Genomic DNA, 25,615 nt, shown 5'->3' with positions numbered 1-25,615 from the left:
GGCGCTTCTGGAGGTATCGCCTTGTCTTCCACAACAGCCATTAGGCTCCCCAATCGCTCACTTCGCAATCTCGACCAGAGACGGGGAGCGCATGGCGGCTCCCCGATCCGTTTTGGTCTTGCCTTAGCGGATGCCGTCCTTGGCGAGCGCCAGGATCGCCTTGGCCTTGTCGGGCGAGTCGATGAACAGCGGCCCGGTGTAGGCGTTGTTCTGCGGCCAGAAGCCATGTGTGGCATGCTCGACCAGATAGATCACCGGCAGGTATCCCATCAGATATTGCTGGGCGTCCATGCCGAAGCCCATTTCGCCGGCGACGACGGAATCCAGGACTTCGGGGCTGATGTCGAAGGTGTAGAGCTTGATCTTGCCGAACAGTTCCTTCTGCCGGAAGAACGGGATCAGCGGATTGGCGGCGGTGGCGCCGAGCGCAAACACCGCCTGGGTGTCGGGATGCGCCGACAGATAGGCCTCGGTGCGGCGCTGGATGTCGGCCGGATCGGGCGACACGGTAAGCACCTCGGTGCCGCCGCCTGACGGCTTCAGCCCGTCATTCAACCCCTGGCAGCGCTGGTCGAGGCTGACATTGCCGACCTCGTGGTTGATGCAGACGACCTTGAGCGTGCCTTCCTTGGCCAGCCGCTCGCCCGCCTTCTTGCCGGAATCATATTCGGAGACTGTGCCGACGTAGAGAGAGGTGCCGAGTTCGGCGCCTTCCTTCTCGCCGGAATCCAGGACGACCATCGGAATGTTGGCGGCAAGGCCGGCCTTGACCGATTTACCAAGCGCATTGGCGTCGGCAATGGAGACGGCGATGCCGTCGGGATTGGTGGCGATGGCCGCGTCGAGCAGGCGGGCCTGTTCGACCACGTCGAACACTTGCGGCGCATAATATTCGACCTTGGCGCCGGTGAGCGCCGCCGCATCGTCGACGCCGCGCTTGACCACCGACCAGTAGGGATCGGAGGCCGAGCCATGCACCACGAAGGTGATGCGGACATCCTTCGGGTCCTTCAGGCCCGCGGCCTGCACGACGCCCGCCAGCATACTCATCGAGACAAGCGCGCCGAGCGCCAGTTTCAGAACAGTCTTCATGTCATTCTCCCATTGTCGTTGCAGTTCCAAATCCCTCTTTGCGCTGTTGGCCGACGGATCGGCTTACGGCGCTGACCGGGTGGCCGCTTTGCGGGCCTTTGCCGGTGTCGATGCCCCGAGCCGTGCACGCAGTTCCTCGCGCAACGGCTTCATGCCGATGATGTCGATGTCCTGCGCGCCGAGCCAGTCGCGAAAAGCCTGGTCGCGGAAGAGTTCATATTCCTCGGTGCGGATATAGGCGGAGCGCGGCTCGATCAGTTCGAGCTCGCCCGGCGCGTTGAAGTGCAGGCAAAAGAAGGTCAGGCCTTCACGGACCCCTTCGACCAATGCCTTGTAGGCTGGCTCTATCGGCTTGGAGCGTGGACGGCCCCAGGTCGTCTGAATGGCGGCGTCGAAGATGACAAAGCCTTTGGCGCGGGCTCCAGTGACGCCGCGCTGGAACGCCGCTTCGGTGACGCCGACCAGATTGTCGTTGGGCGAATAGGCCGACAGCGTTTTGGTCAACAGCACCGGCAGCCGATATTCCAGGCCGAGCTTGATGTAGACGTCGCAAAACTCCGGCGACAGCGCTGCCCCCATATGGGCGTCAAGATGAGTGACGTCGATGCCGGCGCGGTAGGCGGTGTCGATCTGCGCGCGAAGCTCGGTTTCCACCGCTTGCGGTGCTGCCTTGCGGCGGGTGGTCGCTACATCGGGCCAGAAATAGCCGAACTCGTCCGTCAGGCCGGCCGCGCGCGACGGCGACGTCAGCGGCCGCCATTTGTAGTGCTGCTTTTCGCTGTTCAGCGTCAGGTGGACGCCGAGATCGAGCCGGGGATCGGCGGCTGCCGCTTCGGCCATCTCAGGGAACCATGGGCACGGCACCATCACGGCGCCGGAGCTGCAGGCGCCGTGTGCGGTCAGTTCGAGGAAGGCGCTGTTGGCGCCATGGCACATGCCGACATCGTCTTCATGCAGGACGAGCTGTCGCGTCATGGACGGCCACCGTCTTGCCGGCCACTATCTTGCCGGCCACCATCTTGCCGGCACGCCGGTTTCGAGGGTCTTCCAAAGTGTGTCCCGTGCTGCATGGAACCGACCGTTTGCCCAACTGGACGCGATGGAACGCCCAATGCCGGCTTTCCGACAGGGCCACTTCGACGAATTCGGATGGGTACGATTTTTCCGCGGGCCTGCATTCTGGAATGTCGATTTCATTCGATATGCCCACATTCGGCGTCAAACCCGGCCATCAAGCAACCGGGATGGCTTGGTCAGATCGCAGCGGAGTGGTTCTTTCAAACAGCGGCCGCAGGCGTACTGCTTTCATACCATCAGCGATGTGGAGACTTGCCATGTACACTGCCGGCGAAGAAGAGATCGAAGCCATTGCCAGGGTGATCCGCTCGGGTGCGCTGTTTCGCTATGGCGAGAACAGCGAGTGCAACCGCTTCGAGGCCCGCTATGCCAGGCATCTCGGCGTCGAGCATTTTGCGCTGGCCGCCAGCGGCACCTATGGGCTCGCCGCCGGCCTGATCGGCCTCGGCATCGGCCCGGGCGATGAGGTGCTGGTGCCGGCGCACACCTATATGGCGACCGCAACGGCAGTGCTGTCGGTCGGCGCCATTCCGGTCATTGTCGACATCGACGAGAGCCTGACCATTGACCCGGCCGCTCTGCGCGACGCCATCGGCCCGCGCACCAAGGCGGTCATCCCGGTGCATATGTGGGGTGCGGCCTGCAACATGAACGCGATCATGGATATCGCTAAAAAACGCGGTCTGCTCGTGCTGGAAGATGTCTGCCAGGGCATTGGCGGCGGCTATGAGGGCAAGAAGCTCGGCTCCATCGGCCATGCCGGCGCCTACTCCTTCAACTACTTCAAGAACATCACGTCGGGCGAGGGCGGCGGCATCGCCACCAGCGATCCGAAAGTGGCCGAGCGCGCGCGCTGCGCCATCGACCCCTGCCACTTCTACTGGCAGGGCCGCAGCGACAGCATCAAGCCGTTCGCCGGCATCGGGGCGCGCGCCTCGGAACTGATGGGTGCAATGCTCAATGTCCAGCTCGACCGTCTGGACGGCATCATCGAGGCGATGCGGGCGGAGAAGAAGAAGGTGCTGGCCGGCACGCGCCATCTCGGCAATCTCGGCCTGACGCCGTCGCCGATGAACAGCCCCGACGACGATTGCGCGGCACAGGTAATGTATCTGCTGCCCAGCGAACAGGCGGCGCAGACTTTTTCGAAGACCATTCCGAGCGTCATTGCCGGCAAGACCGGCCGCCACAATTTCACCCAGTGGGACCAGGTGCTGATGCATGAGGGCGCGCATCATCCGGCGCTCAATCCGTACACGCTGCCGGAAAACAAGGGCCTGCGGCTGACCTATGCCGACGACCTCGGCAAGGGTTCTCTCGACATCCTCAACCGCACGGTGATGATCGCGATGAATCCGGCGCATGGCGACGCCGACATCGACGACATGATCCATAACATCGATGCGGCGGCCCGTGTGGCGCTGGAGAATGCCTCGCTGGACGATGTCGAGGTGCGCAAGGCAGCACCGGTGGACCTGCAGAAATTCGACAGCGTGAATTGAAGAGCCGCGTTGGACCGGCTTATTGCCGGTCCAGTCGCATAAAGGCGGCGCGCAGCGCCAGCACTGCGCGCAGGATCTGGCGTTCGTCCATCGCGGCATAGCCGAGCAGCAGGCCGTGTTCCGGCTCGCTCGAATGGTAGTTGATCGAGATGCCCTGCACGTCGAGGCCCTCCTTGACGGCAGCGGCGACGACGTCGCTGTCCTTGTAGGGTCGGATAAAACTGGCCAGCAGCTGCATGCCGGAATCGTTCTCGGTCACAGTCAGCCATTCGGCCAGATGCTCCTGGCACAGTTTTACGAAATTGGCCTGCCGGCGCGCATAGAGCCGGCGCATACGCTTCAGATGCGTGGCGAAATAGCCTTGCGTGATGAAGTCGTTGACCGTCGCCTGCAGGATCAGCGGCGCGAACTGGCCGGTGATCGAGACGGCGCGGTCGAAGGGGACCGACAGTTCGCGCGGCACGATGAGATAGCCGATGCGGAGCGCCGGGATCAGCGTCTTGCCGAAGGAGCCGATATAGACGACCCGGTCGGCGTGATCGAGGCCGCGCAGCGCCGGTACCGGCCGGCCACGGTACCGGTACTCGCCGTCATAATCATCCTCGACGATCCAGGCGCCGTGGCGCTCGGCGATGTCGAGCAGCTGCAGCCGTTCCTCGATGCGCATGATGGTGCCGAACGGCCACTGGCAGGATGGCGTCACATAGATCAGGCGCGGCGGCGGCAGCTCTGGGTCTGCGAGATGCCATCCAAGGCGATCGACCTTCAAGGGCGCAAGCTGCGCGCCGCTGGCGAGAAAGGCGCTCTTGGCGCCGAGATAGCCGGGCTCCTCCATCCAGACATGGTCGCCTTCGTCCATCAGCACGCGCGAAGCGAGGTCGAGTGCTGCCTGCGCGCCGGTGACGATGATGACCTGGTCGGCGGTGCAATTGATGCCGCGCGACAGGCTTATGGTCGAGGCGATGGCCTGGCGCAGGCCGGGATGGCCGGCAAAGGAGATATAGCCGAGCAAATTCTCATCGCGGCTGCGCGCATTGCGCACCAGAAGGCTCGACCAGATGGTGAAGGGAAAGGATGCCGATTCCGGCACGCCCGGATGGAAGTTGATGACGCCGGCATTGCGTGGCGGCTGCGGGCCGTTGACGATGGTCTGACCGCGCCGCGAGAGTTTTTGCGGGGCGGCGAGGCCGGCGCGCAGCGCGGCCGGCGGGCGTTTCTGCTGGATCGGCGCCACCCAGGTGCCGGACCCGGCGCGCGCCTCTATAAACCCTTCGGCGAGCAGCTGGTCGTAGGCGGCGATCACCGTGTTGCGGCCGACCTTGAGATCCTCGGCCAGCGAGCGTGTCGAAGGAAGCAGCGTGTTCTGCTGGATCTGGCCGTCGAGGATGAAGCGCCGCAAGGCGCCGTAGATCTGCCGGTGCATCGGTTCGTCCGAGCCGCGGTCGACCGACATGATGTCGAGGGAAAGGCGCATATGGTCGGCCAAGCTAGTCTCCGACCAACCTGGCGGCGCGGGCGATCTTCTCTTCGTTAAGCAGGCAGACAGTCTCCAGCACCAGCCGTCTGGTTTCGGGACGGACCTCGCGGCTGTTCTTCAGCGCGCGGTGAACGGTTGCCGCGCCGAGTTCCGCCTTCTCGGCGATCTCACGGATGGTGCAAAGCCGTTCCATGCCGAGTGCCGCCTCGAATGCCATGTCGCTCCTCCATCTGCATCAAGGCATGCCTCGTCCCCAGCCTCAAGCTGGAAACGCCGGGCCGGCAACTCGGGGGCAAAAATTTCGATGCCAAGAACTGTGCGATCCGCGCCGCCAAGGGAGGGCGGCGGCGCGGATCGCCGGGCGCTTTCGCGTCGCTACCCCTACCGAGGCGCGCGCCCAACCGGCCCAACCACCAGCCCCCCGGCGGTGGTTAGGCCATGTCTCGTATTGCCACGTCGAACCCGGCCGCGCAGGCCGTTTTGAGAAGCGAAGCGTAACCTTTCGTGGCATAGGTCAAGGGGTGTGCCTTGGCCGGATCCTGCTCGGCCTCGACGACGATCCAGCCTTCGAAGCCATGGCTGGCCAGAGGCTGCAGCAGCGACAGGAAATCGACGGAGCCATCGCCGGGCACGGTGAAGATTCCTTCCATCACTGCCGCCATGAAACTCATGTCCTCGCGCCGTGCCTTCTCCAGCACGGCCGCGCGGACGTCCTTGCAATGGAAATGCACGATGCGGTCGAGATGCCGGTTCAGGAGGGAGGCCGGGTCGCCGCCTGAGAACAGACAATGGCCGGTATCGAACAGCAGGCCGACGCTCTTGCCGGTTGCGGCCATCAGCCTGTCGACCTCGTCATCGCTCTCGACGATCGTGCCCATATGGTGATGGAAAGCCATGCCGACGCCGAAGGCAGCCATGCGGTCGGCGAGTTCGGTCAGCTTCTCGCCATAGGCGGTCCATTCGCCGTCAGCGAGGCGCGGACGCTGTGAGATCGGCGCGAAAATGCCGTCATGACGGCCGCGCGAGGTGTCGGCATAGACGACGACCTTGGCGCCGAGGTCGCGCAGCAGGGTCAGATGCGAGGTGAGGGCGGCGAATTCCTCGTCGACCGTGCGGTCCAGAATGCGGCCGTCATACCAGCCGGAGACGAGTTCCAGTCCGTAAGAAGACAGGATCGGTCCAAGCTCGTCGCTTCGCCTGGGGAATTTGCCGCCGAGTTCGGTGCCGCGATAGCCGGCCTGCCTGGTTTCCGACAGGCATGTCGCGAGCGGCGTATCGCCGCCGAGTGCGGGAACATCGTCATTGCTCCAGGTGATGGGATTGATGCCGATCTTGACCGTCATGCCGCTACTTCAAAGGGCTCGGGGAAACACAAAGCCGAGGCCGGCAAACTGAGGGGAAAGAGGACCTGTCACTAGGTCCAGTTGAGGTGAATTTGGTAGAGCCAATCGGGAGCGCTAAAGCGCGTCCCGTTTGAACGGACTAAGTCGACGCGCTTAGGTCTTTGCATGTCGTTGTCTCAAAACCGGCGCCACTTTTGAGCGACATGCATTAATCCTGCTGCGGCCTTCCGAAGGCCGCGCGCAGTTCGTCCTTGGCGTCCTCGAGCACTTTCCGGCGCGCCTGCGGCAGGTTCTTGCCGGCGCGGTTGATGTAGAAATTCAGCATCGACATGGCCGACTGAAACGGCTCGGCCTTGCGGCGGTCGCTGTGCTCGGCCGAGCGCTTGAGCGAGGCCGCGATCTTCCTGGCGTCGTCGGCTTCGAAGATGTGGTCCTCGAGGTCCATCGCATCGCTGTGCTCGGTCACCTCGGCCGACCATTTCTTTTTCGCGGTCATGACAAACTCCTTCCTGTCGCAAAAACTCGAGCAGGCCGCCGCCGGTTCCCGAGAAAGTCGCCGGGCCGCTGGAGCCACGGATCATGGCCCTGTGGCGCTGCCCGTCGCGGTGAATGCGCCGATAGTGGCGACACAACGGTCGACTTCCCAGGACCGTAAACAGGAAACGCCTTGACCCCGATCGTCGCCAATCAGGCGGATAGCCCCGGCATCGACAGCAGCTACGCCTGGATGCGGCTTGCCATCTCCATGCTGCTGGCGACGATCGGTGCGGTCGGCATGTGGGCCGTCGTCGTCGTGCTGCCGGCCGTGCAGGCCGAGTTCGGCGTTGACCGCGCCGCGGCATCGATGCCCTACACCGCAACCATGGTCGGCTTCGCCGCCGGCAATGTGCTGGTTGGCCGCGCGGTCGATCGCATGGGGTATTGGATCCCGGCACTGCTATCCTCGGTGGCTCTCGCCGCCGGCCTGCTGCTCGCCGCGCTGTCGACCTCTATCCTGCAATTCACCCTTGCCCAGGGCGTGCTGATTGGTGTCGGCACATCGGTGATCTTCGGGCCGCTGATCGCCGACATCTCGCACTGGTTCAACCGTCGGCGCGGCGTCGCCGTTACGGCGGCGGCGGCTGGCAACTATCTCGCCGGAGCGCTCTGGCCAACCATCATGCCGACGCTGATCAAGGCGGAGGGCTGGCGCTTCACCTATGCCGGCATCGGTGTCTTCTGCCTGGTCACCATGGTGCCACTGGTGCTGTTGTTGCGGCGCGCTGCTCCGGCGGCGGCTGCCGCCGGTTCACCCGGAAGCCGGACAGTGCAGTCGATTTCGCTGTCTCCGGCGGCGTTACAAGTGCTGCTGATCGTTGCCGGTCTCGGCTGCTGCGTGGCGATGTCGATGCCGCAGGTGCACATCGTCGCCTATTGCATGGATCTTGGCTACGGCATTGCGCATGGCGCCGACATGCTGTCGATCATGATGGCGGCGGGCGTCGTCAGCCGGCTCGCCTCCGGCTTTGTCGCCGACCGCATCGGCGGCGTGAAAACCCTGCTTATCGGTTCCGTGCTGCAATGCCTGTCGCTTTTGTTTTACATCCCGTTCGACGGGCTTGCCTCGCTCTACGTCGTGTCGCTGGTGTTCGGCCTGTCGCAAGGCGGCATCGTGCCTTGCTATGCCATCATCGTGCGCGAATACCTGCCCGCCAGGGAGGCCGGCCAGCGTATCGGCATCGTCATGATGGCGACCATCTTCGGCATGGCGATCGGTGGCTGGATGTCGGGCTGGATCTACGACCTGACCGGCTCTTACGCCGCCGCGTTCCTCAACGGGATCGCGTGGAACTTGCTGAACATAGTGGCGATCGGGCTGCTGCTGTGGAAAGCAAAACGCAGTGCTGCCCTGATGGCTTAATTAGGCAGGATTGCCCTGTTGCTTGACAAGGGCGATTGGCTGCGCGACGCCAGCAGGCGAGTGGGTGCGGCAGCAGCCGGCATGGTGGCAGTGGAAAAGCTGAACATGGTTTCGCAAGGGCGCAGCGGCCGGGGCCTGGCACGTGGAGGATGTCCATGACCAAGCCGCGCTCGCGTCGTGGGGGCGGCCGCCCGACCCTATCAGATGTGGCGCGCAAGGCCGGCGTCGGGGCCATCACCGTGTCGCGGGCGCTGCGCGAACCGGAACGCGTCAGCCAGGATCTGCGGCGCCAGATCCAGGCCGCCGTCGACGAACTCGGTTATGTCCCGGATCCCAATGCACGGGCGCTGGCCTCGGCGCGCGCCGATGTGTTCGGCGTGCTGGTGCCGTCGCTGACCAACAACGTCTTCGCCGAAGTGGTGCGCGGCATCTATGACAGCCTGTCGGACGGCCCGTTCCGCGTCCAGCTCGGCAACACCCATTATTCCGGCCTCGAGGAGGAGCGCCTGCTGCAGGTGTTCGCACCGCAGCGCCCGGCGGCGCTGATCGTGGCCGGCATCGACCAGACGCCGACCTCGCGAAAACTGCTGGAGAGCGCGGGCTGCCCGGTGGTGCAGGTGATGGAGACCGGGTCCGATCCGGTCGACATGCTGGTCGGCTTCTCGCATTTTGACGGTGGCCGCACCGCGACCGAGCATCTGATCGAGGCCGGCTACCGGCGGATCGGCTTCATCGGCGCACGCATGGACCCGCGCTCGCAGCGGCGGCTTGCCGGCTATCGCGCGGCAATGGAGAAGGCCGGCCTGTTCGACCCCCGGCTGGTCACCACCACGCCGCTACTGTCCAGCGTGACGCTCGGCCGCGAGCTGCTTCGCGATGCGCTGGCCAAGATGCCGGCGCTCGACGGCGTCTTCTGCAACAATGACGACATCGCGCTCGGCGTTTTGTTCGAATGCCATAGCGCCGCGCTCAACGTGCCGAAAACAATCGGCATTGTCGGCTTCAACGACCTCGAAATGATGCAGGCGGCGTTCCCGCCGCTCACCAGTATCCGCACCCCTCGCTATGAAATCGGCCGTCGGTCTGTCGCCATGGCGCTGGCGGCGATCGCAGGACGAAGGCCTGAGCAGCGGGTCGTCGATCTCGGTTTCGAACTCAAGCCCCGCGAGAGCACCGCACGCTGAACACGCTTTGGCTGCCTCAACAAATGGTGCTTTACACAACGTCATGGTAGCGCTACCATTTTCGTCGGGCAGACGTTTTGATGAAAGGCCGCCCCTGTTTATTATACATAAGCAACAGCTCATGCTTGTTTATTATGTATAATATGCTAGTTTCGTTTCTCGCCTGTGAAGCGGCGAGGGGGAGGGGATCGGGCCGGCTTCGGGCCCTTGAGACGTGGCGCCGGCCAGGCTGGAGGGCCTTCGGCAGGCGTGGAAAACACACCACGACAAACAGCATCAAATTAATAAGCAGCAGCAAATAAAACTACAACTGGGAGGAATATCGATGATCAAGTCACTTGTTGGTGGCATCGTTGCCGCCACTGCATTCGTCATGCTGAGTTCGTCGGCCATGGCCGACCCGGAAGTTGTCAAGGGCCCGTCGGCTGAGCCGGATTGCTTTGCGCCCTGGGCGGCCGATACGCAGTTCTTCAAGTTCCCCAAGAAAGACGGCCCATACCGCATCGCGCTCGCCAATGGCTATATCGCCAACACCTGGCGCATCCAGATGGTGCAGACCGCCAAGGCCTATGCGGCCCAGCCGGAGGTCGCCGCGAAACTGAAGGAATTCAAGGTCGTCTCGACCGGCGAGGACGTGCCGGCTCAGATTTCGGCGATCAACAACTTCATCGATTCCGGCTATGACGCGATCGTCGTCAATGCCCAGAACCCGACCGCTTTCGGGCCGGTCATCAAGCGCGCCAAGGAAGCTGGCGTCATCCTCGTCGCCTTCGACAATATTCTCGATACCAAGGACGCCATCAACGTCAATGTCGACCAGAAGGGCCTTGGCGAATTGTGGGGCAAATGGCTGGTCGGCCATGTGCCGAATGGCGGCAAGGTGCTCGAAGTGCGCGGCGTTGCCGGGACTTCCGTCGACACCGACCGTCACAACGGAATCCATGAAGCGCTCGATGCCTCCGGCAAGAAATGGGAGGTCACCGAGGTGGTCGGCAAATGGGACGACGGCGTGGCGCAGAAGGCCACGGCCGACGCCATTGCCACCAACGGTCCGTTCGACGGAATCACCGGGCAAGGCGGCGACACCGGCATCGTGCAGGCGATGATCGATGCCAAGCATGCTTTCGTGCCGTTCGGCGGGGAGACCGAGAACGGTTTCCGCAAGTTCTGCGCGGCACATGCCGGCGACGGGCTGAAATGCTCATCGGCCGGCACCGGTCCGGCGCAGGTCGCGGTCGCCATCAAGACGGCGATTGCCGCGCTCGAAGGCAACGTCGTTCCGCAAGCAGTGAAACTGCCACTGGCGATCGTCGAGGATCCGAACTTCAAGGCCGGTCAGGATTTCTTCCCCGACCAGTCCGACAATTTCTTCGTCGGCAATTCCTTCCCGACCTGCGGCATCAATTTCACCGCGCAGGAAATTATGGGCCAGACCAAAGCTGACCAATAGGGGCTGACCAATAGGCGGCATATCCGGCGCCGCGGGATCTCCGCGGCGCCGGCCACTCGATATCCCTTGAAGTCAAACTGCCTCGGGAGGGCCGATGGACGGTGCGGTTCCGCTCTTCCGGATGGAAGGCATATCCAAGCGCTATGGTGGCGTGCGGGCGCTGGAAAAGGCCGAGCTTTCGGTCTCGTCCGGTAGCATCCACGCCATTCTCGGCGAAAACGGCGCCGGCAAATCGACGCTGATCAAGGTCATGGCGGGCGTCGTCGCGCCCGACGAAGGCCGCATGATGCTGAACGGCAGCGAGGTGACGTTCGCTTCGCCTGCTGCTGCAAACAAGTCCGGCATCGTCTGCATCTTCCAGGAGCTGTCGCTGGTTCCCGAACTCAGCGTTGCCGACAACATCGTCATCTCCGATCCGCCGAAGCGTTTCGGCATGATCGACCGCAAGGCGCAGCGCCGCATTGCCGAGGATGCGCTGGCACGCGCAGGTGCGGCCGACATCCATCCATTGGCGCTGGTCAAGGATCTTCCGCTTTCAAGAAGACAGATGGTCGAGATCGCCAAGGCATTGGCCAGGAAGCCGCGCATCCTGATCCTCGACGAGGCGACCTCGGCCCTGACCGCGACGGACGTCGCCAGGATATTCAGCGTGCTCAAGCGATTGCGCTCGGAAGGGCTGGCGCTGCTTTACATTTCACACCGCATGAACGAGATCGCCGAGCTTGCCGACCACTGCACGGTGTTTCGCAACGGCCGCAATGTCGCCAGCTACAAGGCAGGCACAAAGAGCGACAACGAAGTCGTCGAACTGATGATCGGGCGCGAATACAGCCATATTTTCCCGCCGAAACCCGCGCGCACCGCAGCCGCCGCCGTTCCCGTGCTGGAGGCGCGCAAGCTGTCCTGGACGGACCGGCTGGACAATGTCTCGCTGACGGTCGGGGCAGGCGAGGTCGTCGGCCTTGGCGGCCTGGACGGCCAGGGCCAACGCGAATTGCTGCTTGCCTTTTTCGGTGTGCTGCGCGGCCTCGGCGGCCAGATCCTTATCGATGGCAAGCCGGTTTCGATCGCCAGCCCGCAAGCGGCGCGCGACGACCGCATCGGCATGGCGCTGATCCCGGAGGACCGCAAGACCGAAGGCTTGATGCTGCCGATGACGGTGCGCGAGAACCTCTCCTTTGCCGCCCTAGACCGGCTGTCCAAGGCCGGCATCATCGACCGCGCCGCCGAACAGCGGCTGATCGACGACATGGTCGGGCTGCTGGCGATCAAGACGGCCGGCCTCGACATTCCGGTCGGTGCGCTGTCGGGGGGCAACCAGCAGAAGGTGGTCATCGCCAAATGGCTGATGCGCCAGCCGCGTATCATCCTGCTCAACGATCCGACGCGCGGCATCGACGTCGGCACCAAGCAGGAACTCTATCAACTGATGCGCAAGCTGGCGGATGCGGGGGCGGCGATCCTGTTCTATTCGACCGACTATGACGAACTGATCGGCTGCTGCGACCGCGTGCTGGTGCTCTATGACGGCGCGGTCAAGCGCGAGCTGGTCGGGGCCGAGATCACCGAGCGGGCGCTCATTGCAAGCGCGCTCAACATCCACGGCGATGACGGCGCGAGAGACGATGCCGGCGCAAGACAGGGAGCGGACGCGTGAAAGAGTGGCGCTACTGGCTGGCCGAGCAGCGCGGAACACTGATGGCACTCGGCATATTCATTGTCATGTTCGTCATCTACACCTCGAACCATCCGGCGGGCTTCACCGCCAATGTCGTGCAGACAGCGTCCAACAAGGGCGTGCTGCTCGCCTTCGTCGCCATGGCGCAGACACTGGTCGTGATCACCGCCGGCATCGACCTCTCCGTCGGCATGATCTTCACGCTGACCAATTGCCTCGCCTCCTGGCTGGTCATCGGCACCGGCCTCGAGACCGCTTTCGGCGTCATCGCCGTGCTCGGCACCGGGCTCCTTTGCGGGGCGATCAACGGCGCCATCGTCATCTACGGCCGCCTGCAGCCGATCGTCGCCACGATCGCCACGGGTGCGGTCTATTTCGGCATCGCGCTGCTGCTCAGGCCGTTTCCCGGCGGTTCGGTCAACGAAGGTCTCGCCGACGCGCTGACCGGACGCCTGTTCGGCGTGATGCCGGCGAGCCTGGTCGTGCTGCTCGCCGTCGTGCTCGTGGTCTGGGTACCGTTCAGCCGCTCGGTGCTCGGGCGGGCGGCTTATGCGGCCGGCTCGTCGGAGACGGCGGCCTACATGTCCGGTGTGCCGATAAGGCGCGGCAAGTTCGCTGCCTACGCGCTCGCAGGCCTGTTGGCCGCGATCGGCGGACTGTTCCTGACCTTCTTCACCTATACCGGCGATGCAGCCTATGCCAGCGGCAACGCCTATACGCTGTTTTCGATCGCCGCGGTGGTGCTGGGCGGCGTCTCGCTGTTTGGCGGCAAGGGCAGCGCCATCGGCGCCATCTTCGGCGCGCTGGCCTTCCGCACCATCGGCGACCTGTTGTTCGTTTTCGATTTCGATCCGCTATGGCAGCCGCTGTTCCAGGGCGTTATCCTGCTGGTCGCGGTCAGCCTTGGCGCCTTTGCGCTGTTTCGGGTCCGCAACCGGCTGGAGTGGTTCCTGTGAGCGAAACGACATTGGGCGGTATCGCCGGCCGCATGCCGAAATTCATCCGCCGCGCCGATCCGGCGGTGCTGACGGCCTTCGCCTGCATCGTGCTGTTGCTGTTCCTAGGCAGCCTCTATTCCAGGAGCTTTCTGTCGCCTGAATATCTCTTGCAGCAGCTCAAGGTGGCCTCGTTCCTCGGCGTCATCGCCACAGGCATGATGCTGGTCATCCTGCTAGGCCAGATCGACCTGTCTGTGCCGTGGGCGGTGGCGGCGGGCGCGATGATGGCGTGTGCGGCCGCGGCCTATGGCCCGATCGGTGTGGCGCTGGCCATCCCGTTCGGCATCTTCTGCGGGGTGCTGATCGGCATCGTCAACGGCTTTGGCGTCGCCTATTTGCGCATACCCTCGATGATCATCACGCTCGCCACCAACGCTGTCGCTCAGGGGCTCATGGTCGTTTATACCGGCGGCTACTCGCCACAGGATTCGGCCACCGGCGCCATGCGCTATCTTGCGACAGGTTTCACCATTCCTGGCGTACCTAACGCCGTCATCATCTGGGCGCTGATTGGCGCTGCGATGGTGTTCGTGCTGTCCCGCACCAGCTTCGGCCGCACCGTCTACGGCATCGGCAACCGCGAGCGTGCCGCCTATCTCTCCGGCATCGATACAAGGCGCGTGGTGATGATCGCCTTCGCTATCTCAGGCGGGCTGTCCGCCTTTGGCGGAGTGCTTCTCGCCGGCTATGCCTCCAAGGCGGCGCAATCGATGGGCGATGCCTATCTCCTGCCGTCGATCGCCGCCGTGGTTCTGGGCGGCACCTCGATCCTGGGTGGCCGCGGCTCCTATCTCGGCACCGTCGCCGGTGTCATCCTGATCACGCTCCTGCAGTCCATCCTTTCGGTCATGCAGATGCCGGAGGCGGGGCGGCAGATCGTCTATGGCTTGGTCATCGTTGCCATGCTCCTGCTCTACGGCCGCGCGCCGGCAAGCCGCTGACCGTGGACGAAAAGACCGCAAAGGCGCCAATGGGCGCTACCGGCTCAGTGCCTCGGGCCATTGTGGTGATGGGCGTCGCCGGCTGCGGAAAATCGGCTGTCGGCAAAGCATTGGCAGCAGAGGAAGGGGCCGTCTTTGTCGAATGCGACAGGCTGCACCCACCCGAAAACGTCGCCCGCATGGCGAGCGGCGAGCCGCTCACAGATCAACTGCGTGAGGGCTGGCTCGATGCCATCGGCGAGCGGATCGCCGACCTGACCGGCAGCGGCCAAAGCGTGGTTGCCGCCTGCTCGGCGCTGAAGCGCAGCTACCGCGATCGTCTGCGTGGCTTCCGCCGGGATATCGATTTCATCTATCTGAAGATCGATCCCGCAACCGCCAAGCAGCGTGTCGCCAACCGCAAGGGCCATTTCATGCCCGCAAGCCTGGTCGAAAGCCAGTTCGCCATCCTTGAGCCGCCTGGCGCCGACGAGCGGGCGCTGACGGCCGACGCCACACTTCCAGTGGCTGAGATCGTCACCGCCGTTGCCAGCCTGCTGGCCGGCGCAAAATCATGAACCACCCTCGTCGGGCAAGGCGGTTTCCGGCCGTTCGGTGAACCGGTCGGCGCCGGACCAGACCATCATTTGCTCGGGATAAAGTTTCAGCGCCTCCAGCAAGCGGTCGCGCTTGAGCAATATGTACTCGGCCTGCAGCGCCATGTTCTTGGCGCCGGCTCTGGCCGCGCGCTCGCCGGCCTCTGCCGGGGCCGGCACCAGTTCGGGACTTAGGACGGCGCGGTATTGGCGGAACGGATCGGTCTCGAAGGTCGACATGGAAAACAGCGCCGCCTTGCCTCTGGCAGCGAAATTCGTCGGCGCCGAGGCGAGGTGAGTCCAGCCGCTCTCGCCAAGGCCGACTTCGGTGAATGTCGAGCCGGCATGCACGGTGTTGGTCACCAATACGACGCCGTTGTTGCCAAGGATCTTGTGGATCCGGCCGGTGACCTGGTAGGCGTCGCTGCGGTCGAACACGATCCGGCTTTTCAGGAAACGGTTCTCGACCCGAACCATCGGCGGGTTCAGGAAGCGCAAGCCGAAGGTCGAATCGGATATGCCGTGAGCCCTGACGCTGAGCTGGTGTGTCTCGATACCGGCCTCATGGAGAGCGCGTTTGCCGATGATGGTCTGTGCCGTGAACTGATCGCACCAGATGATAGCGCCGTGGCCGCGCTTCAGCGCCGCTTGCAGGCCTTCCAGGCCCTCCAGCCGGATATCAGGTGACCAGCGGCGGCCGATGAGATGCGCGGCAAGCAGCAAACGCCGGCGGTGGTTGGCGCAGAGCAAGGCCCTGAACTGCCTTTGCGCATCGATGCCATTGCCGAGCACGGCGCGCGTCGCGGCGGCGTAGCGCACGAAATCCTTGCGGATATGGCGCTTGAGGCGCAGCCCCGATATGCGACTGCAGATCGCGGCCCACCAATTGACCGGCAGCAATGCCGCGACCCCGAGATAGAAGGCGGCCAGCAGCAGCTCGCGGAAATCCCTGTTGTTGAAGGTGCGCAACTTGCCGGCGCGGACCTGCTTGCGGCTGAAGAAGCGGACATGCTCGGCGCGTTCGGGCACCAGGATGTCGGCGATGATTTCCGTATGATAAATGACGGCGGAAGATTGTGTCCGGTCGGCTTTCCGGGATTTTCCCAACCACGGCAGCCTCATCCGATCGGTGTCCACCTGTTCTTGCGTGCGTCCGGAAATCGCTTTACTGCGTCTGCCACGGGCGCGCAATCGGCGCCGGCAAGGCCATGGTGAACGCCATTCAGGGTTCGAACTTGAAACAGGCCCTATCGGTAGCACTTCCCCAACTGGCGCCCTGGCGGCCGGCTGCGGTGGCGCTGATGGCGCCGGACCGGCCGTCCCTGAGCTTTGCCGGCCTCGCCAATCTTGTCGACAAGCTCTGCGGCGATCTCGCCAGGCGTGGCGTTGCCCGCGGCACGGCCGTCGGCATCGTCTTGCCCAACGGCCCGGAAATGGCGGCCTGTTTCCTGGCGGTCTCGGCGTTGGCGACGGCGGCGCCGCTCAATCCGGCTTACGGCGAAGACGAATTCCGCTTCTATCTCGGCGATCTCGATGTGAAGCTGCTGCTGTGCGGACAAGGCATGGGCGATGCCGCGCGCAACGCCGCAAAGGGGCTCGGCATTGCGGTGCTCGACGTCGTCGTGACTGACGGCGCCAAGGCCGGCGAGTTTCTCCTGGCGGGCGACGCCGAGGTGGAGGCTGCCAGTGAGGCTCGCCTCGACGATATGCAGCTCAACGGGCCGGACGATTTCGCGCTTGTCCTGCACACATCGGGAACCACGGCGCGGCCGAAGATCGTCGGCTTGCGGCAGCGCAATCTGCAGGCATCAATGGCCAACATCGCCCGCACCCTGGCGCTTTCGGCAGACGATATCTGTCTCAACGTGATGCCGCTGTTCCACATTCACGGGCTGATGGCGGCGCTCAGCGCACAGCTGGCAGTCGGCGGCGCTATTGTCTGCACGCCGGGCTTCAACCCGCTCAAATTCTACGGCTGGCTGGGCGACTTCAGGCCGAGCTGGTACAGCGCGGTGCCGACCATGCATCAGGCGATCCTGGCGCGCGCCGCCCGCAATGGCGAAACCATCGCGGCTGCGAGGTTGCGCTTCATCCGCTCGTCTTCGGCCGCACTTCCGGACACCGTGTTCCGCGACCTCGAGCGCGTCTTCGGCTGTCCGGTGGTCGAGGCCTATGGCATGACCGAGGCGGCGCACCAGATGACATCCAACGGCCTGCCGCCTGCGCGCCGCAAGCCAGGCTCGGTCGGCCTGCCTGCGGGTCCGCAGGTGACGATCCTGGACGACAAGGGGACGATCCTTCCGGCGGGTGAAAAGGGCGAGATCGCGGTGCGCGGCGCCAACATCCATGATGGCTATCTCAACAATCCGGTGGCCAATGAAGCTGCCTTCAGCGAAGGCTGGTTCCGCACCGGCGACCAGGGCCTGATCGACGAGGATGGCGATCTGAAGATCACCGGGCGGCTGAAGGAGATCATCAATCGCGGCGGCGAAAAGATCTCGCCGCTCGAAGTCGACAATGTCCTGCTCGATCATCCTCTGGTGGCGCAGGCGGTGACCTTCGCCGTGCCGCACGCCATGCTCGGCGAAGAGGTGGGTGCGGCCATCGTGCTGGCCGAGGGCGCCACCGCCGATGCCGAGCAGATACGCGATTTCGCGCGCAGCCGGATCGTCGAGTTCAAGGTGCCGCGCCACATCCTGTTTCTCCAGGAGATACCCAAGGGTCCCACCGGCAAAATCCAGCGCGTCGGCCTGGCCGGCAAGCTCGGCCTGGTCTGAGGACTCTCATTTGAGCATGATCTTGTCCGAACCGGTTCGCACTTTTCGGGACCATGCTCTAATTTAAATCTGCGACGTCAGCTCGACCGGAAAATCATCATTGTCGGCGTCGCGCATGGCGGCGAGGCTGCGATTGTCCAGCACTTCGGCGATCGCCTGGCGCACTTCCAGCATCATGTGCCGGACCTGGCAGGTCGCCTCGTCGCAATCCTCGCAGCGCTGGTATTGCGTGCGGCTGGCGCAGGGTATGGGAGCGAGCGGGCCGTCCAGCACGCGCACGACGTGGCCGATCTTGATTTCGGAAGCCGGCCGGGCGAGGCGATAACCGCCTTCCTTGCCCTTGCGGCTGAGGACGAAGCCGGCATTGCGCAGCTCGCCCAGAATGGCATCCAGAAATTTCTTCGGGATGTTGTTGGCGATCGCGATGTCGTTGACGAATGCAAGCTGGCCGACCGGCAGGCCGGAAAGATGCACGAGGGCCTTGAGGCCGTATTTGCCTTTTTTGGTAAGCATGCCCGGTTCAGTTCATGAAAACCCCAACCACCCGCATCTGGCGGTTGTTTGTGTGCAAATCATGACGTTTCGCCTGAACAACCCGGTTTCGCGTAGAACAAGCCGCCCGGTTGAGACGTTAGGCACAAAGGCGTTGATTCTTTGTAACGTTTTTCGCCGATCGCGACAGATTCCGCATGAAAGCCGTTTGTCGGCGCGCGAAAACGAAAAAGCCGGCAAAGCGCCGGCATTCTTGTGAGGTGAGGTCGAACGCTGCTGATATCAGCGGCTGCCATAGGTCTGGTCGAGCAGACCGCCGGCGGCGAAGTGCTCCTTCTGTACCTTGTCCCAGCCGCCAAAGACGTCTTCCACCGTCAGCAGGCGGACATCGGGGAAGTCGGCCTTGTATTTTGCCGCGACTTCAGCGTTGCGGGCGCGCAGGCCATTTTCAGCCGCGATGGTCTGGCCCTCGGGCGTGTAGAGGAAATCGAGATAGGTCTTGGCGAGGTCACGGCTGCCGTGCTCGTCGGCGACCTTGTCGACGATCGCCACCGGGAATTCGGCGAGCAGGCTGACCGTTGGCGTGACCTGTTCGAACTTGTCGTTGCCATACTCCTTGCGGATGCCGCGCGTTTCCGACTCGAAGGTGATCAGCACGTCGCCGATCTCGCGTTGCACGAAGGTGGTGGTGGCGGCGCGCCCGCCGGTGTCGAAGATCGGCACGTTGTTGAACAGCTTGGTGACGAACTCCTTCACCTTGGCGTCGTCGCCCTTGAAGGCTTCCTTGGCGTAGGCGGTTGCGGCCAGATAGGTGTAGCGCGCATTGCCCGAGGTCTTGGGGTTGGGGAAGATCACCTGCACGTCGTCGCGCACGAGGTCGTCCCAGTCCTTGATGTGCTTGGGGTTGCCGGCGCGGACGAGAAAGGATGGGAGCGAATAGAAGGGCGAGGCGTTGTCGGGGAAATCCTTCTGCCAGTCGGCGGAGACGAGGCCTTTCTTGACCAGAAAGTCGATGTCGGTGACCTGGTTGAAGGTGATGACATCGGCGCCGAGGCCTTCGGCAATGGCGCGCGCCTGCGCCGAGGTGCCGGCGTGCGACTGGTCGACGGTGACGCCCGGATGGCCGGCGACGAAAGCCTTGTTCACCTGAGCGAACAATTCGCGGCCGACATCATAGGAAGCGTTGAGCAATTTGTCGGCCGACCAAGCCTGCGAAGAGGCGAGGATCAGGCCGGCGGCGGCTACGCTGAGCAAAAAACGCTTCATGAAAAGGAGCTCCTTGAGAAGGCCGTTTGTCGATGCATCGATATAATGCGCCAACATAATAGGACCATGTCCAGCGCGGACAGACATGCGCGCCGGGTTCGCCATTCGACGATGAGAAAAAGCGTTGCCGAAACAGCCGATTGGTAGGATTTCCTTCCAACGCCATGCAAAATGATTGCATCTTGCCGCTGTGGCATATACATTTGGCATATACAAGGATGCATCGTGATGCCGCAACACCGCCATTCAACGCCGCCGAGAGAGGCGAAGCTCTTCCGCAACAACCGCAGCCAGGCGGTGCGCATTCCCGTCGAGTTCGAGCTTCCCGGCGAAAAAGTCCTCATCAGCCGCGACGGCGATCGCCTGGTTATCGAGCCAGTCCGTAAACCAGGCCTCACCGCCTTGCTCACCCAATGGGCGAAAGAGCCGCCGCTTGGTCCTGAAGACGACTTTCCCGAGATCCATGATGCGCCCGTGGGGCCTGAGGATATCTTTTGATGCGGTTCATGCTGGACACCAACATTCTCAGCGACATGATCCGAAACCCTGCCGGCAAGGCTGCCAGTACGGCGGTTCGCGCGGGAGACGGTGCCCTGTGCACCAGCATCGTTGTCGCCTCGGAGCTGCGTTATGGCTGCGCCCGCAAGGGATCGGCCAAGCTGCTCGCCAAGGTCGAGCAATTGCTCGCCGAGTTACCTGTGCTGCCGCTCGATGTGCCGGTGGATGCCGAATACGGCACGGTTCGTGCCGAACTGGAAGTAAGGGGCCAGGTCATCGGCCATAATGACCTTTTCATTGCTGCCCACGCCTGCGCGCTGGGGACGACGCTGGTTACGGCCAACACCGGTGAGTTCAGCCGGATCAAGGGCCTGAAGGTCGAGAACTGGCTGGAATAGCGCCGGCTCAGGTCGCCGGGAAAAGCTTCCAGCGCCGCGGCCTGAACGCCACCCGGCTCTTCTGCGCCGCAGGATGGTCCACAGGCAGTTCGATCTCGACCCGCTGGCGCTCGCCGCCGATTTCCAGTTCGACGCGTCTTGTGCCGGCGACGCGGCGGCTGGCGGCGACCGTGCCGGCGATGCAGCCGCTGCAGCCGTCGAGCAGTTCGATATCGTGCGGGCGGAAGTACAGCGTCGCATCGCCCTCGGGTGCGTGCGGCGCCGACACGCCGATCGGACGGTCGGCGAGCCAGATCTCGCCATTCTCAACCTTGACCGGCAGCATGCTCGATTCACCGATGAAGGAGTAGACGAAGGGCGAGTTCGGCGTGTCGTAGATCTCGTCGGCGGAGCCGACCTGCTCGATGCGGCCCTGGCTCATCACCACGACGCGGTCGGCAAGCTCGAGCGCCTCTTCCTGGTCGTGGGTGACAAAGACGGTGGTGTGGCCGGTGCGGTCATGGATTTCGCGCAGCCAGCGGCGGAGTTCCCGGCGCACCTGCGCATCGAGGGCGCCGAACGGCTCGTCGAGCAACAGCACCTTGGGCTCGATGGCCATGGCGCGCGCCAGCGCCACGCGCTGGCGCTGGCCACCGGAAAGTTGCGCCGGATAGCGCTTTTCCAGGCCGGAAAGCTGAACGAGATCGAGCAGTTCGGAGGCGCGTCGGCGGATTTCGGCCGCCGGTGGTCGCGACGGTCCATGCCGGACCTTGAGGCCGAAGCCTATATTGTCGGCGACCGTCATGTGCCGGAAGAGCGCATAGTGCTGGAAGACGAAGCCGACATTGCGCTCCTGGATCGAGCGGTGCGAGGCGTCCTCGTCGCCGAAGAAGATCTTTCCGCGCGTCGGCCGCTCCAGGCCGGCGATAAGCCTCAGCAGCGTCGTCTTGCCGGAGCCGGATGGCCCAAGCAGCGCGATCAGCTCACCCGACTTGATGTCAAGCGATACGTCATGGAGGGCCGGAAACCGGTCAAACTCCTTGCGTACGTTGGCAACGCGAACTTCCATGTAGATCCCTCAGTAATTTGGTGCATGTCGTTGTCGCAAAACCGGTTCCCAGTCTTGGGCGACATGCATTTAGTCAGTGCCCGCGCGTCGCGGCGATCTCGGCGCCGTAGCGCATCTCTAGAAGTGTTTTCAAGACCAGCGTGACCAGCGCCAGGCCGGCAAGCAGCGAAGCGACGGCAAAAGCGCCGACGGCGTTGTACTCGTTGTAGAGGATTTCGACATGCAACGGCATGGTGTTGGTCAGCCCGCGTATGTGGCCCGACACGACCGAGACCGCGCCGAATTCGCCCATCGAGCGGGCGTTGCATAAAAGCACGCCGTAGAGCAATCCCCATTTGACGTTGGGCAGCGTCACGTACCAGAAGGTCTGCCAGCCATTGGCGCCCAGAGAGAGCGCGGCTTCCTCGTCGCCGTTGCCCTGTTCCTGCATCAGCGGGATCAGTTCGCGGGCAACGAAGGGGAAGGTGACGAAGATGGTCGCGAGCACGATGCCGGGCACGGCGAACAAGATCTGGATGCCGTGCGCCTTCAGCCATTCACCGAACAGTCCCTGAGCGCCAAACAAAAGCACATAGACCAGGCCGGAAATGACCGGCGAGACCGAGAAGGGCAGGTCGATCAGCGTGGTTAGAAAAGCCTTGCCCTTGAACTCGAACTTGGCGATCGCCCAGGCAGCCGAAATGCCGAAGACGACGTTGAGCGGAACGGCGATCACCGCCACCAGCAGCGTCAGCCGGATCGCCGAGCGCGTATCGGGATTGGAGAGCGATTCCGTGTAGGCGCCAATGCCTTTCGCCAGCGCCTCGTGGAAGACGATGATCAGCGGCAGCAGCAGGAAGATGGCGAGGAAGGCGAAGGCCACCGCCATCAGCAGCAGCCGCACCGGCCGGCTTTCAGTCACCGCCGCCGACCGGCTCTCGTGATGCGGTTCGTAGGATTTGATCTCGGGGTCAGCCATAGCGCTTGCGACTCCATGACTGCGCCAGGTTGATGACCAGCAGCATCACGAACGACAGCAAAAGCATGATCGCCGCGATCGCGGTGGCCGCCGGATAATTGTACTCCTCGAGCCGGATGACGATCAGAAGCGGTGCGATCTCCGACTTGTAGGGAAGGTTGCCGGCGATGAATATGACCGAGCCGTATTCGCCGACCCCGCGCGCGAAGGCGAGCGAAAAGCCGGTGATGATGGCCGGCGCCAAGCCCGGAAACAGGATGCGGGTGATGATCTGGAAGCGGTTGGCGCCGAGCGTCGCGGCAGCCTCCTCCACTTCCTTGTCGATCTCCTCCATGATCGGCTGCACCGTGCGCACGACAAAGGGCAGGCCGATGAAGACGAGCGCCACGACGATGCCGAGCGGCGTGTAGGCGACCTTGATGCCGAGCGGCGCCAGGAGATGGCCGATCCAGCCATTGGGCGCATAGAGCGTGGTCAGCGCAATGCCGGCTACTGCCGTCGGCAGCGCGAAGGGCAGGTCGACCATGGCGTCGACGACGCGGCGGCCGGGGAAACGGTAGCGCACCAGCACCCAGGCGACGAGCGTGCCGAAGACGACGTTGACGGCGGCTGCGATGAAGGCTGTGCCGAAGCTGATTTCGAGTGCGTTGATGGTCCGGCGGTCGGTGACGATCGCCCAGAAATCGGTCCAGCCGAGGGCTGCCGAGCGCCAGATCAGGCCCGACAGGGGGATGAGGATGATGAGCGTGAGGTAGGCAAGCGAGAAGCCGAGCGTCAATCCGAAACCCGGAATGACACTCGGCTGTCTGAATCGCCACCCCGCCTTGGCGGGTGCTATGGTCATGTCGTCCTGATCTAAATCCTACTGGGCCGGCTTGTAGATCTGGTCGAATATACCACCATCGCCGAAATGATAAGGCTGTGCCTTCTTCCAGCCGCCAAAAAGCGGATCGTCGATGGAGATCAGCTTGATTTCGGGCGTCTTCGGAATGTCAGCCGCATCCACCAACTCGGGCTTGGCCGGACGATAGTGGTTCTTGGCGATGATCGTCTGGGCTTCCTTGGAATAGAGCCAGCCGAGATAGGCTTCGGCGACCTTGCGGGTGCCCTTGGCATCGACATTGGCGTCGACGATCGCCACCGGCGGCTCGGCCAGGATCGAGGTCGGGGGATAGACGATCTCGAAATTGTCGGCTCCGAATTCATTGAGCGCCAGATAGGCGTCGTTTTCCCAGCCGATCAGCACGTCGCCGATGCCCTTTTGCGCGAAGGTGACCGTCGAGCCGCGTGCACCGGTGTCGAGCACCGGAGCATTGGCGTAGAGCTTGCCGACGAATTCCTTGTTCTTGGCTTCGTCGCCGCCATCATTGGCGTTGGCATAGGCCCAGGCGGCAAGGTAGTTCCAGCGCGCACCGCCGGAGGTCTTGGGGTTCGGCGTGATCACCTGGACGCCGTCCTTGACCAGATCGCTCCAGTCGTGGATGCCCTTCGGGTTGCCCTTGCGGACCAGGAAGATGATGGTCGAGGTGTAAGGCGCCGAATTGTTTTCGAATTTCTTGCGCCAGTCCGGATTGATCTTCTTCGACTTGGTGACGATGGCGTTGATGTCGCCTTCGAGCGCCAGCGTGACCACATCGGCATCGAGGCCGTCGATCACGGCGCGGGCCTGGGCGCCCGATCCGCCATGCGATTGCTGGATGGTGACCGTCTCGCCGGTCTCGGCCTTCCAGTGTGCGACGAAGGCTTCGTCATAGGCCTTGTAGAGTTCGCGTGTCGGGTCGTAGGACACGTTCAGAATGGTCGTATCGGCAAACGCGAAACCGAGCGTGCCGAACTGGATCGATGTGGCGACCAGTGCGCCGAGCAGTTTCTTGAAATGAGGTTTGGTCATTCCCGCCTCCGTTGATGACGGCTGAACTCTATCGAATTGATAGAAATTAGATGCATTCAACGTTGCCTTTTTTGTCCACTCGAAGGAAATTTTCGCCGATATTAGGTTTCGGAAGGAAATATTTTCCTCATATTGGTCTAACCCAAATCCGGCCGGTTTGACGCTATCTAGGAGCTGACACCGCAGAAGCAAGGCCGAGCGAGGGAAGGCTCGGTGTAGCACCGGGCGGTTCAGCCCGCAGTGATAGGAAAATCGAAGCGCAGCTTTGGAAACGGCTCATCCCGAAGCGTGTAGTGCCACCACTCTCGCGCATAATTCTTGAAGCCGCCGGCGCGCATGGCGTCGAGCAGCCTTTTGCGGTTTGCCGCCGCTTCTGCCGCCAATGGGCGATGTGCGGTTTCGCTTGCCGGGTCGAAACAGTCGAAGCTGGTGCCGAAATCGAGCGTGCCGGCGCCGGCCGCGCCGCAAGCGGCGGATGACTTGTTCTTGCCGTCGCTGCGGGCGATGGCGATATCGACGGTCGAGCCGCGCGAATGGGTGGACAATTCGCCGATATAGCCCTTGGCGATGAGGTCGCCGCGCTGCACCTGAGGGTACCATTGCGGATCGGGCGGGCCGCCCTCTCTGGTCCATTTGCCCATGTCGGCAACGGCGCGGGCCGGGCGGTAGCAGTCGAAGACGACCAGCGTCAGGCCATCGGCGGCGAGCGCTTTCTGGACACCGGACAGCGCTTGCGCAGCTTGCTTCGTGAGGATGCAGATTGGGGCGTCGTAGCCATCGGCCTTGCGATGCAGGAAATTTTCCAGGCCGGCATAGCGGATGTCCTGGCGGATCGAGGGATCGACATCGGCCAGGCGGACAAAGCCGGCGGGCAGGGGATCGGCGGAGGCGGGGGAGCAAGTCGAAACGAACATGGATAGGGCTAAGGCCAATCCTCGATGCAAGCGCTTCGGCACACCCCCCTCGTGGGGGGGGGGGGGGGGGGGGGGGGGGGGGGGGCGGGGGGGGGGGGGGGGGGGGCGGGGGGGGGGGGCGCCCCCCCCCCGACCACAGGGGGGGGGGCGGGAGGG

The 25,615-nt window shown here is 63.5% G+C and carries 25 protein-coding genes; 11 read left to right on the top strand and 14 right to left on the bottom strand.

Going from position 1 to position 25,615, the window contains the following annotated elements; translation table 11 throughout:
- Positions 1 to 123: 123 nt before the first annotated feature.
- Positions 124 to 1,092, bottom strand: a complete 969-nt coding sequence (locus NKI46_RS13475) for a rhizopine catabolism ABC transporter substrate-binding protein (RefSeq protein ID WP_023687959.1) — start codon at positions 1,090 to 1,092, stop codon at positions 124 to 126.
- Between the two features lie 63 nt (positions 1,093 to 1,155).
- Complete coding sequence (locus tag NKI46_RS13470) at positions 1,156 to 2,067, bottom strand: polysaccharide deacetylase family protein (RefSeq protein ID WP_023673060.1); 912 nt, start codon at positions 2,065 to 2,067, stop codon at positions 1,156 to 1,158.
- 359 nt (positions 2,068 to 2,426) lie between these two features.
- Between NKI46_RS13470 and NKI46_RS13465 the strand changes: the two genes are divergently transcribed.
- The gene (locus NKI46_RS13465; RefSeq protein WP_023673061.1) at positions 2,427 to 3,671 is read left to right on the top strand and encodes a DegT/DnrJ/EryC1/StrS family aminotransferase; all 1,245 of its coding nucleotides are present in this window, start codon (positions 2,427 to 2,429) and stop codon (positions 3,669 to 3,671) included.
- Between the two features lie 19 nt (positions 3,672 to 3,690).
- On the opposite strand, the gene mocR is transcribed toward NKI46_RS13465, so the two are convergent.
- From mocR to NKI46_RS13445, 4 genes are all read right to left on the bottom strand, one after another.
- Positions 3,691 to 5,157, bottom strand: coding sequence for a rhizopine catabolism transcriptional regulator MocR (gene mocR, locus NKI46_RS13460; RefSeq protein WP_023673062.1), 1,467 nt, complete (start codon positions 5,155 to 5,157; stop codon positions 3,691 to 3,693).
- A 1-nt stretch (position 5,158) separates the two neighbouring features.
- Positions 5,159 to 5,365, bottom strand: a complete 207-nt coding sequence (locus tag NKI46_RS13455) for a LacI family DNA-binding transcriptional regulator (RefSeq protein ID WP_023673063.1) — start codon at positions 5,363 to 5,365, stop codon at positions 5,159 to 5,161.
- A gap of 214 nt (positions 5,366 to 5,579) precedes the next feature.
- On the bottom strand, positions 5,580 to 6,491 hold the full coding sequence (iolE, locus tag NKI46_RS13450; RefSeq protein ID WP_023673064.1) for a myo-inosose-2 dehydratase: 912 nt from the start codon (positions 6,489 to 6,491) through the stop codon (positions 5,580 to 5,582).
- Between the two features lie 208 nt (positions 6,492 to 6,699).
- Positions 6,700 to 6,987, bottom strand: coding sequence for a DUF3175 domain-containing protein (locus NKI46_RS13445; RefSeq protein ID WP_023673065.1), 288 nt, complete (start codon positions 6,985 to 6,987; stop codon positions 6,700 to 6,702).
- 231 nt (positions 6,988 to 7,218) lie between these two features.
- Between NKI46_RS13445 and NKI46_RS13440 the strand changes: the two genes are divergently transcribed.
- The 7 genes from NKI46_RS13440 (at position 7,219) to NKI46_RS13410 (ending at position 15,199) form a co-directional block, all read left to right on the top strand.
- Positions 7,219 to 8,391: an MFS transporter gene (locus tag NKI46_RS13440; protein ID WP_050588883.1), complete on the top strand. Its 1,173-nt coding sequence runs from the start codon at positions 7,219 to 7,221 to the stop codon at positions 8,389 to 8,391.
- A 155-nt stretch (positions 8,392 to 8,546) separates the two neighbouring features.
- Positions 8,547 to 9,575: an HTH-type transcriptional regulator GntR gene (gene gntR, locus NKI46_RS13435; protein WP_023746968.1), complete on the top strand. Its 1,029-nt coding sequence runs from the start codon at positions 8,547 to 8,549 to the stop codon at positions 9,573 to 9,575.
- A 325-nt stretch (positions 9,576 to 9,900) separates the two neighbouring features.
- Positions 9,901 to 11,025 (top strand): sugar ABC transporter substrate-binding protein, encoded by a 1,125-nt coding sequence (locus NKI46_RS13430; protein WP_023705611.1) that lies wholly within the window; start codon positions 9,901 to 9,903, stop codon positions 11,023 to 11,025.
- Positions 11,026 to 11,119: 94 nt separating this feature from the next.
- Complete coding sequence (locus NKI46_RS13425; RefSeq protein WP_023733122.1) at positions 11,120 to 12,682, top strand: sugar ABC transporter ATP-binding protein; 1,563 nt, start codon at positions 11,120 to 11,122, stop codon at positions 12,680 to 12,682.
- A complete protein-coding gene (locus NKI46_RS13420; RefSeq protein ID WP_023725417.1) occupies positions 12,679 to 13,659 on the top strand; it encodes an ABC transporter permease in 981 nt (326 codons plus the stop codon). The genes NKI46_RS13425 and NKI46_RS13420 overlap by 4 nt, the downstream gene beginning before the upstream one ends.
- Entirely contained in the window at positions 13,656 to 14,642 is a 987-nt protein-coding gene (locus tag NKI46_RS13415) for an ABC transporter permease (protein WP_023673071.1), read from the top strand. Before NKI46_RS13420 ends, NKI46_RS13415 begins: the two co-directional genes overlap by 4 nt.
- Before the next feature lie 2 nt (positions 14,643 to 14,644).
- Positions 14,645 to 15,199: a gluconokinase gene (locus tag NKI46_RS13410; protein WP_352746568.1), complete on the top strand. Its 555-nt coding sequence runs from the start codon at positions 14,645 to 14,647 to the stop codon at positions 15,197 to 15,199.
- On the opposite strand, the gene NKI46_RS13405 is transcribed toward NKI46_RS13410, so the two are convergent.
- A complete protein-coding gene (locus NKI46_RS13405; RefSeq protein WP_352746565.1) occupies positions 15,194 to 16,339 on the bottom strand; it encodes a hypothetical protein in 1,146 nt (381 codons plus the stop codon). The genes NKI46_RS13410 and NKI46_RS13405 overlap by 6 nt on opposite strands.
- 113 nt (positions 16,340 to 16,452) lie before the next feature.
- Here NKI46_RS13405 and NKI46_RS13400 point away from each other — a divergent pair, with 113 nt between their 5' ends.
- Positions 16,453 to 17,994, top strand: a complete 1,542-nt coding sequence (locus NKI46_RS13400) for an acyl--CoA ligase (RefSeq protein WP_502896813.1) — start codon at positions 16,453 to 16,455, stop codon at positions 17,992 to 17,994.
- Between the two features lie 63 nt (positions 17,995 to 18,057).
- Here the strand turns inward: NKI46_RS13400 and NKI46_RS13395 are convergent, their stop codons facing one another.
- Entirely contained in the window at positions 18,058 to 18,507 is a 450-nt protein-coding gene (locus NKI46_RS13395; RefSeq protein ID WP_023673075.1) for an RrF2 family transcriptional regulator, read from the bottom strand.
- Positions 18,508 to 18,768: 261 nt separating this feature from the next.
- A complete protein-coding gene (locus tag NKI46_RS13390) occupies positions 18,769 to 19,752 on the bottom strand; it encodes a sulfate ABC transporter substrate-binding protein (RefSeq protein ID WP_023673076.1) in 984 nt (327 codons plus the stop codon).
- 228 nt (positions 19,753 to 19,980) lie between these two features.
- On the opposite strand from NKI46_RS13390, the gene NKI46_RS13385 reads away from it, so the two are divergent.
- Positions 19,981 to 20,250 carry an AbrB/MazE/SpoVT family DNA-binding domain-containing protein gene (locus tag NKI46_RS13385; RefSeq protein ID WP_023739913.1) on the top strand — a complete coding sequence of 90 codons (270 nt, stop codon included), beginning with the start codon at positions 19,981 to 19,983 and terminating at the stop codon, positions 20,248 to 20,250.
- The gene (locus NKI46_RS13380; RefSeq protein ID WP_023739912.1) at positions 20,250 to 20,648 is read left to right on the top strand and encodes a type II toxin-antitoxin system VapC family toxin; all 399 of its coding nucleotides are present in this window, start codon (positions 20,250 to 20,252) and stop codon (positions 20,646 to 20,648) included. The genes NKI46_RS13385 and NKI46_RS13380 overlap by 1 nt, the downstream gene beginning before the upstream one ends.
- Before the next feature lie 7 nt (positions 20,649 to 20,655).
- Here NKI46_RS13380 and NKI46_RS13375 read toward each other — a convergent pair whose 3' ends face one another.
- The 5 genes from NKI46_RS13375 to NKI46_RS13355 form a co-directional block, all read right to left on the bottom strand.
- Positions 20,656 to 21,696 (bottom strand): sulfate/molybdate ABC transporter ATP-binding protein, encoded by a 1,041-nt coding sequence (locus NKI46_RS13375; protein WP_023739911.1) that lies wholly within the window; start codon positions 21,694 to 21,696, stop codon positions 20,656 to 20,658.
- Positions 21,697 to 21,769: 73 nt separating this feature from the next.
- Positions 21,770 to 22,654 carry a sulfate ABC transporter permease subunit CysW gene (cysW, locus tag NKI46_RS13370; protein ID WP_023690809.1) on the bottom strand — a complete coding sequence of 295 codons (885 nt, stop codon included), beginning with the start codon at positions 22,652 to 22,654 and terminating at the stop codon, positions 21,770 to 21,772.
- Positions 22,647 to 23,498, bottom strand: a complete 852-nt coding sequence (gene cysT / locus NKI46_RS13365) for a sulfate ABC transporter permease subunit CysT (RefSeq protein ID WP_023739910.1) — start codon at positions 23,496 to 23,498, stop codon at positions 22,647 to 22,649. The genes cysW and cysT overlap by 8 nt, the downstream gene beginning before the upstream one ends.
- A gap of 18 nt (positions 23,499 to 23,516) precedes the next feature.
- Positions 23,517 to 24,545, bottom strand: coding sequence for a sulfate ABC transporter substrate-binding protein (locus tag NKI46_RS13360; protein ID WP_023673082.1), 1,029 nt, complete (start codon positions 24,543 to 24,545; stop codon positions 23,517 to 23,519).
- Between the two features lie 230 nt (positions 24,546 to 24,775).
- Positions 24,776 to 25,459, bottom strand: a complete 684-nt coding sequence (locus tag NKI46_RS13355) for a M15 family metallopeptidase (RefSeq protein ID WP_023739909.1) — start codon at positions 25,457 to 25,459, stop codon at positions 24,776 to 24,778.
- Positions 25,460 to 25,615 lie beyond the last annotated feature (156 nt).

The organism is Mesorhizobium sp. M0615 (genome assembly GCF_040320805.1).
GTDB lineage: Bacteria > Pseudomonadota > Alphaproteobacteria > Rhizobiales > Rhizobiaceae > Mesorhizobium.
This window is presented reverse-complemented; position numbering and strand designations above follow the sequence as displayed.

What these genes read in the sequence shown, in the direction of transcription:
- NKI46_RS13395 (WP_023673075.1), bottom strand. Translation starts at nt 18,507, where the DNA reads ATGCTTACCAAAAAAGGCAAATACGGCCTCAAGGCCCTCGTGCATCTT.
- NKI46_RS13455 (WP_023673063.1), bottom strand. Translation starts at nt 5,365, where the DNA reads ATGGCATTCGAGGCGGCACTCGGCATGGAACGGCTTTGCACCATCCGT.
- cysT (WP_023739910.1), bottom strand. Translation starts at nt 23,498, where the DNA reads ATGACCATAGCACCCGCCAAGGCGGGGTGGCGATTCAGACAGCCGAGT.
- iolE (WP_023673064.1), bottom strand. Translation starts at nt 6,491, where the DNA reads ATGACGGTCAAGATCGGCATCAATCCCATCACCTGGAGCAATGACGAT.
- NKI46_RS13390 (WP_023673076.1), bottom strand. Translation starts at nt 19,752, where the DNA reads ATGAAGCGTTTTTTGCTCAGCGTAGCCGCCGCCGGCCTGATCCTCGCC.
- NKI46_RS13380 (WP_023739912.1), top strand. Translation starts at nt 20,250, where the DNA reads ATGCGGTTCATGCTGGACACCAACATTCTCAGCGACATGATCCGAAAC.
- NKI46_RS13405 (WP_352746565.1), bottom strand. Translation starts at nt 16,339, where the DNA reads ATGAGGCTGCCGTGGTTGGGAAAATCCCGGAAAGCCGACCGGACACAA.
- gntR (WP_023746968.1), top strand. Translation starts at nt 8,547, where the DNA reads ATGACCAAGCCGCGCTCGCGTCGTGGGGGCGGCCGCCCGACCCTATCA.
- NKI46_RS13355 (WP_023739909.1), bottom strand. Translation starts at nt 25,459, where the DNA reads ATGTTCGTTTCGACTTGCTCCCCCGCCTCCGCCGATCCCCTGCCCGCC.
- cysW (WP_023690809.1), bottom strand. Translation starts at nt 22,654, where the DNA reads ATGGCTGACCCCGAGATCAAATCCTACGAACCGCATCACGAGAGCCGG.
- NKI46_RS13425 (WP_023733122.1), top strand. Translation starts at nt 11,120, where the DNA reads ATGGACGGTGCGGTTCCGCTCTTCCGGATGGAAGGCATATCCAAGCGC.
- NKI46_RS13430 (WP_023705611.1), top strand. Translation starts at nt 9,901, where the DNA reads ATGATCAAGTCACTTGTTGGTGGCATCGTTGCCGCCACTGCATTCGTC.
- NKI46_RS13445 (WP_023673065.1), bottom strand. Translation starts at nt 6,987, where the DNA reads ATGACCGCGAAAAAGAAATGGTCGGCCGAGGTGACCGAGCACAGCGAT.
- NKI46_RS13385 (WP_023739913.1), top strand. Translation starts at nt 19,981, where the DNA reads ATGCCGCAACACCGCCATTCAACGCCGCCGAGAGAGGCGAAGCTCTTC.
- NKI46_RS13465 (WP_023673061.1), top strand. Translation starts at nt 2,427, where the DNA reads ATGTACACTGCCGGCGAAGAAGAGATCGAAGCCATTGCCAGGGTGATC.
- NKI46_RS13440 (WP_050588883.1), top strand. Translation starts at nt 7,219, where the DNA reads ATGCGGCTTGCCATCTCCATGCTGCTGGCGACGATCGGTGCGGTCGGC.
- NKI46_RS13470 (WP_023673060.1), bottom strand. Translation starts at nt 2,067, where the DNA reads ATGACGCGACAGCTCGTCCTGCATGAAGACGATGTCGGCATGTGCCAT.
- NKI46_RS13360 (WP_023673082.1), bottom strand. Translation starts at nt 24,545, where the DNA reads ATGACCAAACCTCATTTCAAGAAACTGCTCGGCGCACTGGTCGCCACA.
- NKI46_RS13475 (WP_023687959.1), bottom strand. Translation starts at nt 1,092, where the DNA reads ATGAAGACTGTTCTGAAACTGGCGCTCGGCGCGCTTGTCTCGATGAGT.
- NKI46_RS13375 (WP_023739911.1), bottom strand. Translation starts at nt 21,696, where the DNA reads ATGGAAGTTCGCGTTGCCAACGTACGCAAGGAGTTTGACCGGTTTCCG.